Source organism: Luteirhabdus pelagi (assembly GCF_016827595.1).
GTDB classification, from domain to species: domain Bacteria; phylum Bacteroidota; class Bacteroidia; order Flavobacteriales; family Flavobacteriaceae; genus Luteirhabdus; species Luteirhabdus pelagi.
Window position 1 is genome coordinate 1 of record NZ_JAECMS010000005.1, and the last position, 11,176, is coordinate 11,176.

Consider the following 11,176-nt stretch of genomic DNA (forward strand, 5'->3'; position numbering starts at 1 on the left):
TTACAATACCTCAATGAACTCGCCGGTCAAAAAAAATCCCGGCATCAATCTGTCGGCCGACGGGGAGTCGAACCCCAATCCCCGGGCTGCCCGCCCGGCCATTTTCCATTCTCGCCCCCTCTCGAAAGCGGGTGCAAATATACGGTGCCTTTTTCTTATTCTCCAAACATTTTTTTGCTTTTTTTGAAAATAATTTTCAACTGACTGAAAGGCAACTCCTTTCAAAACAAAAAAAGTGTTAGGGATTGAGCCATCTGTTGAAGCTCCTCTCCTTTATCCTAAATTTCGACACCGAAATGTAAGCATTCTAGGAGAGAGCGACTGGCGAAAGCCCGACCACGCCGTTGGCGTGGAAACACCCAAGTACTTAAAAGAGCGAACTGCAAATATAAGGCGCTTCTGGAAGATGCGCAAGGTTTTTTGGCTTAGTTATTAACAATCCCGTTCCAGTGTGCGGTAAGATCTAGGTAATCGATTGTGAATGCGGGTTCTTGGCGCTCCAATCGCCCAGATTGAAAGCTTCTTTCGAGTATATCCTCGATAAGGTAGTCTTCTTTATTATCGAAGGGACGGTATTCTTCCTTTAACGATATTTCAAAAAGACTGGCCGTGGTGTTATACCAAAAGGCCCGCCATCCGGTGCGTAGTTCCTTTACCAGATCGAATGCAGTAATACCGGTTTGACGATGGATAAGCTTCACCAGAATCTGCCCCTCAGTATGCGTGAGTTTTTTGAGTTTTTCGGAAAATTCCTCTTCAATATATTTTTGGATTCTTTTGGTATAGACCCTTCTATCTCTCTTGGACTCTATAGAAGCCAATCGTAGGTTCATGGTCGTAAGGCGTTCGGCGGCCAACTTGGCATAGGGATAAACCTTTCGTGTTTTTCTTCGAAGGATTAGATAGCGCCTTCTGTCCTTATCGGAATTGAACTCCAATTTATTCAACAGTACCACTTCTTCTAGATCGATATACTCCCTCGGGATTGTATCACCTTCAATGATATAGTAAAAGGTCTCGGTAGTATCTTCCTTCTTTTCGGCTTCATATTTTGTTTGGCCGAAAAGCACTGCACTTGCAAAGCAGGTAATAAGTATGCTAAAATATAATCGCATTATGGGGTTTCTACTATAATAGGTTTTGGTCTAATTCAAGGTGCGAAAACCGTTCCAAAAATATACAATTAGAACGGCGTGCTTCTCATTAAATTGCTAAATTTGGGATTTGAATAAATAAAACAGTTTTTACCTATGGGAAAATCCATCCTCACCGAAAAATCGATGACCTTTTTAGAACAGTATTTAAACAATGCCTCCCCTACTGGCTACGAATGGGAAGGTCAGAAGATCTGGATGGAGTATTTAAAGCCTTATGTTGACGAATTCATTACCGATACTTATGGTACTGCCGTGGCGGTTATCAATCCAGAGGCTAAATATAAGGTAGTGATTGAGGGTCATGCTGATGAAATTTCATGGTATGTCAATTACATCAGTGACAACGGATTGTTGTACGTGGTACGAAACGGTGGAAGTGACCACCAGATTGCGCCATCAAAAATCGTTAACATCCATACTAACGACGGCATTAAAAAAGGGGTATTTGGTTGGCCTGCTATTCATACCCGGGATAAAAGCAAGGAGGAGTCGCCAAAGCCCGATAATATTTTTATCGATGTTGGATGTAAGGATAAAGAGGAAGTGGAGGCTTTGGGTATCCACGTAGGATGTGTCATTACCTATCCTGATTCTTTCCATATTTTGAATGGCGATAAATTTGTGTGCCGTGCGCTCGACAATAGAATGGGTGGCTTTATGATAGCTGAAGTGGCTCGGCTCCTGAAAGAGAATAAAAAGGAACTGCCTTTTGGGTTGTATATCACCAATTCGGTTCAGGAGGAGATAGGCCTTCGCGGAGCCCAGATGATTGCGGAGCGCATTCAACCCAATGCAGCTATTGTAACGGACGTTACCCACGACACAACCACTCCGATGATCGACAAGAAAAAGGAAGGGCATGCCGAAATAGGGAAAGGACCCGTTGTTGCTTATGCACCTGCCGTACAGCAAAAACTTCGCGATCATATTGTGGCTACCGCTACGGAGAAGAACATTCCTTTTCAGCGTGCAGCGCTTTCGCGTGCCACTGGAACCGATACGGATGCCTTTGCCTATAGCAATGCCGGTGTGGCCAGCGCATTGATATCCTTACCGCTGCGTTATATGCATACTACGGTTGAAATGGTACATCGGGAAGATGTTGAAAATGTCATCACTCTAATATACGAATCGTTGCTAACGATGAAAGATGGTGATACCTTTAGCTATTTTGACTAAGTTTTCGGAAAGTTTTGTAAAGTCTTTATGAAAGTTTTAGTGATGATGCTATGTATTTTTAATGCATGGTTATTTCTCCTGCAGATATTAAGAAACTGATTGAAGAACCAAAAGAAGCCGCTGAGTTGGCTGATTTGGTATATATCACTGAAAATAAATTAACGATTCAACGGCATCGTCATGGTCGTGGGTTCTATTATACCGAAAACGGCGAGAAGATTCAATCGAAGAAAGCTATCAAGCGTTTTAAGGGATTGGTAATTCCGCCGGCCTGGGAGGATGTTCGTATCACACCTTTGGAAAACGGGCATTTGCAAGTTGTTGGTCGGGACGATAAAGAACGAAAGCAGTATCGTTATCATCCGCATTGGTCGAAATTACGAAACCAAACAAAGTTTCTAAAAATGGCTGCCTTTGGAAATGCACTTCCCAAGATGCGCAAACAAATTGGTAAGGATTTAAAGCTACCACGTATGGGAAAACGTAAATGTTTGGGGTTGGTTCTTCGGCTGATGGAAGAAACTCATATTCGGATCGGCAATGATTATTATGCAAAGCGCAATAAAAGTTATGGGCTTTCTACGCTACGTACCCGACATGTAGAGGTGTATGAAAACAAAATTCTTTTTGAGTTTACAGGGAAAAAAGGAAAGAAACATCGCATTCCCGTCAAGGATGCAAAGCTTCAGGAACTGATCATGCAGTGCGAAGATATTCCTGGTTGGGAACTATTTCAGTACTATGATGAAGATGGCACCCACCACAGTATCGATAGTGGTATGGTGAACGATTATATCCATGAACTAAGTGGGGATTTGTTTTCAGCAAAGGACTTTAGAACGTGGGCTGCTAGTAAAATATACTTTGAGACGTTATACGACTTGGGTTTAGCGGATACAAAAAAGGACTGTAAAAAGAATATCCTAAAGGCCTACGATGCTGCTGCTGAAGGGCTGGGAAACACTAGAGCTGTTTGTAAAAGTTATTATGTGCATCCAATTCTGACGGATCATTATGAGGAAAAAACCATCCTTCCATATTTTGAAGAACTCGATAACATGAAGGACGGAAAGTTCTTTTCTGCCAGTGAAAAAATGCTCTTGAAAATTCTTGAAAATTTCGAAATAGAATTAGCTACCTAAATTTTACATTATTTTAATAGTAAATTCCTAGGCCTAGCGTCATAAAATTATATTTTTGCCCTCGTTACTAATTATTTGAATTATATTTTTTTATGAAAAAATTACTCTATGGAATTTTAAGTTCCGTTGTGCTATTCGCATGTAGTGTGGATAACGAGGAACTTACCCCCGATCAAGAAAATTTAACCTACGAGATGGCGCAGGACGAATCTGCAGCAGGATTGTACAAAGGAATTTTTACAACTGTCGACTCCGAATTTCGAGCAAAGGTTGCTATTGAGATTAATGCTTCTAACGAGACAAAGTATGGTCATACCGCTACATTTGAAATGCAAGATGGTGAAACATATACTGCTGTTTCAAATCAGCCTATCTCGCATAGCGAAGCTATTGAAGATTTAGTTTTTACATCTGACGACATTTCGTTTACTTTTTCAGTCGATGAAAATGGCAAGAATGTCCTAGTTGAGAATGTTACCTTTCAAGGTGTTGAGAGTTCATTGTTGGCAAAAAAATCGACTACCAAAAACCCAATTGTAAATTTCACTGGAACGTACAATTGTGTTGAATGTGGACCAACTACTGACATGACTTTCAATGTTATGGTTTCTGGCGATGGAACTGGTCCTCAAACCTATGACACGCAAATGAATTTCAACAATAATACTTATTTTGGAACAGGCATTCAAAACGGTTGTGCCACAGATCCGATAAATTCTGATTTCACTATATGTAATGCTGAAAGCGGTGATGGTTTAGGCGATTTAACTGGGTTTACGGTTGGATCGAATGGGTATACCGTTGAATGGATTGGGCAAATGATTTATAATACGGTATCTCCTGATTGTTCCGAAATTGTAGGGCTTTGGTACTTTAGACGAGGAACTTCTGAACAAAAATCCGGTACATTTAAGACCGATGAAACTTTTGTCTGCTTAGATCGCTTACGGTATGAGGATTTTGAAGATACAACTGTAAGTTACACTACCACTACCCCAGAATTTACAGATGGTACAACCGACTATTTTATTCGTACAAATGGGTCTGATATCGGTGGAGGTGTAGCTTTCTCTGACATATCAGGAACGAGCTATTTTGCTGCTCAAGATATAGATGCGGAAGGAGCTGGTCCTATTCAGTCTGTTGTTTTCGAAAATATTGATGTATCCTTATATTCAGCCATTTATTTCGATGCTATTTTTGCTGAGGATGATGATGGCACAAGCGAGGATTGGGATGATTCCGATTATGTTCGTGTTGAATACTCTTTTGATGGTGGGACAACCTGGACACCCATTTTAGCCTTTGCCAACGATGGAAGTCAGTTTAACACAGCACCCCAAGAGGATACTGACTTTGATGGTGTAGGCGATGGTGAATTTTTGACCAGCGCATTCCAGCCGTTTCGCGGTTCATTTGAAAACAATGCGACAAATAATCCAACAAACTCTACCAATGTGTCAATCCGTATTCAAATGAGCTTAAACTCAGGCGATGAGGATATCGCATTCGATAATGTTCTTATTAGAGGATATTAGGAATTTTGTATCTAAAGATTTAAAAAGCCAGTGCGAGAAGTGCTGGCTTTTTTTATATTTGGCGCCATAACTAGCTAATAAAGACTCATTGCTTTTCAATTCTTTCTCCTTCGGCTTGTTCCTGCCTGTGGTACTCATTCTTTACTGGGCAATCGGATTCAAAAGGATTCGATGGCAGAATGCACTGTTGTTAATCGCTAGTTATTACTTTTATGGACTTTGGGATTGGCGATTTTTAGGACTGATTGTAGCTAGCTCCTTAGTGGATTATATCGTTGGTATAGGCATTGGCAGGAGCGAAAAATCGAACAAAAAAAAGGCATTTCTTTTAATGAGTATCCTTTGGAATTTAGGGGTGCTCTTTCTTTTTAAATACTATAATTTCTTTGCTGAAGGCTTCGCAAATCTTTTTCATATAAGCGCACAAGGATATACCTACCAATCGCTAAATATAATTCTACCGGTTGGATTGAGTTTCTATACCTTTCAGACCATGAGTTACAGCATTGATGTCTACAGAAACAGGATAGAACCGACTCGCGATATGCTCAATTTTTTCTGTTTTGTGAGTTTCTTTCCTCAGCTTGTAGCAGGTCCTATTGAAAGAGCCCGTAGCCTACTGCCCCAATTTTCTATCGAGCGAAAGTTTGATATGGCGTTGGCTAAGGATGGTCTCCGTCAGATTATGTGGGGACTGTTTAAAAAAATGGTTGTAGCCGATAACGTGGCGCTGGCTGTAAATGCCTATTATGCCGAACCCGGTGAACATCAAGGATTATCACTCCTTTATGCATCGGTATTATTTTTCTTTCAGATCTATTGCGATTTTTCTGGTTATTCCGATATCGCAATTGGTACGGCTAAGTTATTTGGCTTTAAGCTCAGCAAGAACTTCAACATCCCATATCTATCGAGAAGCGTCTCTGAATTTTGGCAACGTTGGCATATTACACTTACGAAATGGTTTACCGATTATGTATATGCACCAATTATCCGCTCGTGGAAACGCAGTTACTTTTCACGCACCATAGCATTATTTATTACGATGGCTTTAATCGGCTTATGGCATGGTGCAAATTGGACATTTGTATTCTTTGGCGTATTTCAGGCTATCTTTATGTCTTTGGAGCGCGTTCCAATCATAATTAAAGGGAGGTCGTATAATTTAAATTATTTCCTGACTAAAATTCCGTTACCACTGACCGTCGTTTACAGTTTTGCTTTAATCGTAACCTCTTGCATATTTTTCAGGGCTGAAACCTTCACTATGGCGGAGACTATTCTATTTCGCATCTTTAGTTGGTCGGATGGAAGACCATTTACCTATGAAATTGGATATCGAATTCTCTTTGTCCCACTACTTGTATTATTGGAAGTTTTCACGCGAAAAAATAACCATCCATTTGAATATTTGGAAAAACGTTTTAATAGACCAACCCGCTGGATAATTTATTATATTTTCGTGTTCATACTGATTCGATATGCCGGACCAAAAGAAGAGTTTATCTACTTCCAATTCTAGAAGCAAGCAATATAAATTCCTGATTGCAGCTTTATTATTCTTTATTCCTATAGTAATACTCTATGGAATTTTGGAATCTACCGTGCGCTCCCTCCCTACTCATTTTTCACTTATACAGCACTATATAGAGGAAAATGGAAAGGATATAGAAATTGCCATATTTGGATCGTCTCAGGTACAACATGCTGTCAATCCAGAATATCTCTCCACCAAAAGCATTAATCTAAGTTCTTCAGGCCAGCATCATAATACCGACTTCACTTTATTGAAAGGATTAATAGATCGATTTCCCAACTTAAAAGGAGTGGTGTTTGAGGCTTCCTATGGTCATTTCGAAATTCCACACAATTCAAAGTATTACTGGAAGAATAGTGTCTTTTTGCATTATTACAATGTGAATACATTTCAACGGAAAACCTATCCTCAGGATAAATTGCTTTTTATTTCACACCCCGGAAAGTTTTCGGAAGCATTGGCAAATCATTTTTTACGGGATTCACTTCCGGATGTCTATAACAAATATGGCTTCGACACCAATCAATATGAAGGGAAATATCGCAAACTAAAATACGATTCCTTGAGGGTTGAAAATGCTTCGGTAAGAATTAATAATCGGCCCGAGACGCAGGTTTTAAATTACAATGCACCTTATTTTGAAGAGATGGTAGCCTACTGCAGAGAAAGGGATCTCACTGTTTTTATCATCAGTCCACCCACTTATAGAACGTATGTGGCGGCACGTAATCCTGATATTCTGAAGCGTCGTGATAGTATTTTATCGAAAATTAAGAATAGCTACGATAACGTCTATTTTTTAAACGCCGAGCAAGATCACGATTTCAAATTGCGCTATTTTAGGAATGAAAATCATTTAAATCCAGATGGTGCTGAAGTTTTCAGCAAAAAATTAGACTCACTATTTTTACAGACAGAAATGTAATCCATGTAATCTTAGAGTATTGCAGTTGCATGATATTTTTATAATTTCTTTTTTAATTGTTTCTTGCAGCCTGAAATGAAACAACTAACCTTACTCCTTCTACTTTTCACTTTTTTTTGGGTGAAAGGTCAAGAACAAGCTTCCGATAGTATCGCTTCCGAATGGTGGCTAACACCTGAAGTTATGGTGGGTAGAACGCTTCCTGCCAATAGCGGATTCCCAGAAACAAATGCTCAGAAAAACATATTTCTCACCGCTAGTTGGAATTCGGCATATAAAAATCAGGAATGGGCCTACCGGTTGGGTTATCCGAGAACGGGCTTTTCCTTGGGCGCTATCGATTTTGGCAATGATGCTATGGTGGGCCAAGCGTTTACCGCAATGCCTGTGGCGGAATTTCACTTATTCAAGAAACGTTCAGACCGTTGGCAAGTTTCTGTAGGAATGGGTGGTTCCTATTTCAATACACAATTCGACAGTATTACTAACCCGAATAACAAGGCTGTTACGACTAAGCTTACATGGTCGTTCAAATCGTTTTTGTATTATAAAATAGCCGCATCAGGAACTGTCGATTGGCGTTTGGGTGCTGGATATATTCATCATAGCAACGGGCATACACGCTTACCGAATCAAGGCTTAAACAGCTTAGTGATTAGCGCATCGGCGCAATTCAGTATGAGGAAATCTTCACTCCCAAACACTACTGTTGATTATCAGAAAAGCAAGTATTGGTATTTTTCGTCGCGTTTTGGGTATGGAGAAAATATTCTTTCAATACAGTTTAATGATAAAAAACCTGTTTATACGGCTGCTTTCGGATTTGGAAAGGTTCTGAATAACACCTTCCGAATCGGTGTGGGCTTATATTATAGGTACTATCAGCATTATCGGGATTATATCGATCAGAATGAATTTTTTGTTGAAACGGAATATCCTCACTTTAGAGAAAATCCATTTGGCTACGCCACGAATGTAGGGGTTTTCGGTACCGGTGAATTATTGTTGAACCATGTAGGAATGGAATTTCAACTAGGATTGAATATTTACAAACCCTTTTACAAAATAGATTGGCAGTTAAACCAAGGTCCCTCCTATGTTTCGCAAACAAATGAAGGCTCCCAATATATCCTAGTGCCTGGCGAATTGGATTGGTACTATGAGGTGAAGCGTACGATATCCAGTAGAATGGGGATTAAATATTATGTTTGGGGTACACATGAATTCAGAAAGCACAACGTATTTCTAGGTGCTCATATCAACGCTAATTTAGGCCAAGCCGACTTCACCGAATTTAGTATCGGGTATGTGTATTCTTTCAAGAAATCATAAAAAAAGCCACTTCAACATTGAAGTGGCCTTTTCATCTCAACAAATAAACTAAATAATTATCTAGCTAAAATCAGTCGCTTCGTGGCATTAGAAGTTTCTGATTGTATCGTAAGGATATAGGCTCCATTCGCCATATCAGTAAAGTTCAATTCGCTGGCTCCTGGGGAAAGGTTGACATTGCGCACAAGCTTTCCGGAAGCTATTTCAAAAATCTGTACTTCTATATCCGTTCCAAAAGCTTCAGGAATCTCTACCGTTGCCACTCCTTTTGAAGGGTTAGGGTATAATACTACGTCAATTCCTGTAGATGAAACGTTTTCGATCGACAATAATACTTCTTGTGCTTCAAATGCACCAATATCACGAATATTATCGAATACTGGTTGCTGAATCTGATCGTCGAACATATCGTCAGGGTTCCCTGCGTTATATGCTGGCGATCCTTCCATCAAAGCATGCGTGAACGTTTCACCACCGTTATCTTGTAGTGGTCCTACCATAGGATCAACTTCTTCAATATCGGTAGCATCCTCGGCAAAGACATCTAAATCGTCAGTTCCAATTAAGTTATAACCATTGGAAGTAACATTTCCGCTGATATCTTCACCATTTCCACCACCATCGTTTAATGCTACTATTGTATTGGTAATGGTCGTATTTGCATCACTAGCAATTCCTCCACCCATGAGAGCAACATTGGTTGCGATGGTTGCTGCGTTGATTTCGAAGCTAGCACCGTTGTCGTAGACTCCACCACCAACACCATTCGAAGTGTTACCGGTAACAGTACTTACCATAAGAATCACATCACCTCCGTCTGCATTATGAATTCCACCACCTGCGCTGGTTGCGCCAGCAGCGGCATTATTCGATAAAGTTGAAGACATTACTTCCAAGATACCACCATTATTGAAAATGGCTCCACCACCGTCGTCTTCAGCAGTTCCAAAGGAACTATTACCATCTAAAGTAGTTTGCGTAACCGTCATTGTAGTGCCACTCTGGTTCCAAAGTCCACCACCTTCTCTAGCAGCTTCATTACCAGAAATGGTACTGTCTTCAATGATAATCGTACCTGAATTACCAGTAACGTGAAGTCCACCTCCGTTACCAGGAGCGGCTGTACCAGCGGTTCCGTTCACATCATTTCCAATCATGGTAGAGATAGAAAACCCTAGGGTTCCATCAATAATTTCGATGGCGCCACCTGCTCGATTTGCCGCATTCGATTCGAATGAAGCATCTTGTACGGTAACGTCACCTGCTGTACTTAACAGTCCACCACCAGAACCTGAAGCTCCGGTCGCCTGATTGTTTGTAATAGCCGTTCCATTGGTTATAAACAGCGTTCCTCCATTATTGAAGACTCCTCCTCCACCGTTATCGGCATCGGCACCTTCAGCTATGTTTCCATCGATAATTACGTCATCTATTATCATTTCTCCAGTACCATTCCAAAAGGCTCCACCTTCTGATGCAGCGGTATTACCGGAAGCAGTACCTTGTGTGATAGTTGAATCGCCTTCACCCGTAATATGCACGGCACCACCATTTCCTGGCGCTGCTCCTGTACTATTACCAGTAAAATCGACACCTGATAGGGTAAGAATATTTCCTGCTACAGAATTATCCTCAATTGCACCACCGGCACGCATGGAACTGTTTCCGTTAAGCTCGGTATCCATTACCGTCAGGCTTCCCTCATCGTTCAGGATCCCACCTCCGGAACCTGCAGCTCCGTCGGCAATGTTATTATTGATGATTGCATTGTTTACGATAACAGTACCTCCAGCATTAAAGATACCACCACCACCTTGGTCGGCATCGGCACCGCTGGCCGTGTTACCGTCGATGGTCGTACCGTCGATGGTCATCTCTCCAGTCCCGTTCCAGTAGGCTCCACCCTCAGCAGAGGCAGTGTTGCCACTTGCCGTTCCGCCGGTGATCATGGAGTCGCCCTCACCCGTAATGTGAAGTCCACCACCGTTTCCTGGGGCCGAGGCCGTGCTGTTGCCCATCATGTCGACGTTCGTAAGCGTTAGCATGTTGCCGGCAACCGAGTTGTCCTCGATCGCACCACCGGCGCGCATGGAACTGTTTCCGTTAAGCTCGGTATCCATTACCGTCAGGCTTCCCTCATCGTTCAGGATCCCACCTCCGGAACCTGCAGCTCCGTCGGCTATGTTGTTCGTGATCGTCGCGTTCATGACCGTGAGCGTTCCGCCTGCGTTGAACACACCGCCACCACCTTGGTTAGCGTCGGCACCACTGGCCGTGTTGCCGTCGACCGTCGTACCGTCGATGGTCATCTCTCCGGTCCCGTTCCAGTAGGCTCCACCCTCAGCGGATGCCGTGTTTCCACTTGC

General features: G+C 41.7%; 9 protein-coding genes. 7 read left to right on the forward strand and 2 right to left on the reverse strand.

Features of this window, described 5'->3' with window-relative positions; all coding sequences use genetic code 11:
- Positions 1 to 187, forward strand: a 187-nt coding sequence (locus tag I4Q58_RS15640; RefSeq protein WP_236002924.1) for a hypothetical protein, incomplete at its 5' end; no start/stop codon positions are given.
- A 238-nt stretch (positions 188 to 425) separates the two neighbouring features.
- On the opposite strand, the gene I4Q58_RS12525 is transcribed toward I4Q58_RS15640, so the two are convergent.
- On the reverse strand, positions 426 to 1,115 hold the full coding sequence (locus tag I4Q58_RS12525) for a DUF4294 domain-containing protein (protein ID WP_203296239.1): 690 nt from the start codon (positions 1,113 to 1,115) through the stop codon (positions 426 to 428).
- A 135-nt stretch (positions 1,116 to 1,250) separates the two neighbouring features.
- Between I4Q58_RS12525 and I4Q58_RS12530 the strand changes: the two genes are divergently transcribed.
- The 6 genes from I4Q58_RS12530 to I4Q58_RS12555 all read left to right on the forward strand — a co-directional run bounded on the left by I4Q58_RS12530 (position 1,251) and on the right by I4Q58_RS12555 (position 8,810).
- The gene (locus tag I4Q58_RS12530) at positions 1,251 to 2,336 is read left to right on the forward strand and encodes a M42 family metallopeptidase (RefSeq protein WP_203296240.1); all 1,086 of its coding nucleotides are present in this window, start codon (positions 1,251 to 1,253) and stop codon (positions 2,334 to 2,336) included.
- A gap of 65 nt (positions 2,337 to 2,401) precedes the next feature.
- Positions 2,402 to 3,478 carry a DNA topoisomerase IB gene (locus I4Q58_RS12535; RefSeq protein ID WP_203296241.1) on the forward strand — a complete coding sequence of 359 codons (1,077 nt, stop codon included), beginning with the start codon at positions 2,402 to 2,404 and terminating at the stop codon, positions 3,476 to 3,478.
- Between the two features lie 92 nt (positions 3,479 to 3,570).
- A complete protein-coding gene (locus tag I4Q58_RS12540) occupies positions 3,571 to 5,016 on the forward strand; it encodes a hypothetical protein (protein WP_203296242.1) in 1,446 nt (481 codons plus the stop codon).
- An 88-nt stretch (positions 5,017 to 5,104) separates the two neighbouring features.
- Positions 5,105 to 6,538, forward strand: coding sequence for an MBOAT family O-acyltransferase (locus tag I4Q58_RS12545; protein ID WP_203296243.1), 1,434 nt, complete (start codon positions 5,105 to 5,107; stop codon positions 6,536 to 6,538).
- On the forward strand, positions 6,498 to 7,478 hold the full coding sequence (locus I4Q58_RS12550) for a hypothetical protein (RefSeq protein WP_203296244.1): 981 nt from the start codon (positions 6,498 to 6,500) through the stop codon (positions 7,476 to 7,478). The genes I4Q58_RS12545 and I4Q58_RS12550 overlap by 41 nt, the downstream gene beginning before the upstream one ends.
- Positions 7,479 to 7,553: 75 nt before the next feature.
- Positions 7,554 to 8,810, forward strand: coding sequence for an acyloxyacyl hydrolase (locus tag I4Q58_RS12555; RefSeq protein ID WP_203296245.1), 1,257 nt, complete (start codon positions 7,554 to 7,556; stop codon positions 8,808 to 8,810).
- 56 nt (positions 8,811 to 8,866) lie between these two features.
- Here the strand turns inward: I4Q58_RS12555 and I4Q58_RS15645 are convergent.
- The coding region (locus tag I4Q58_RS15645; RefSeq protein WP_236002925.1) for a T9SS type A sorting domain-containing protein at positions 8,867 to 11,176 on the reverse strand (2,310 nt) is incomplete at its 5' end.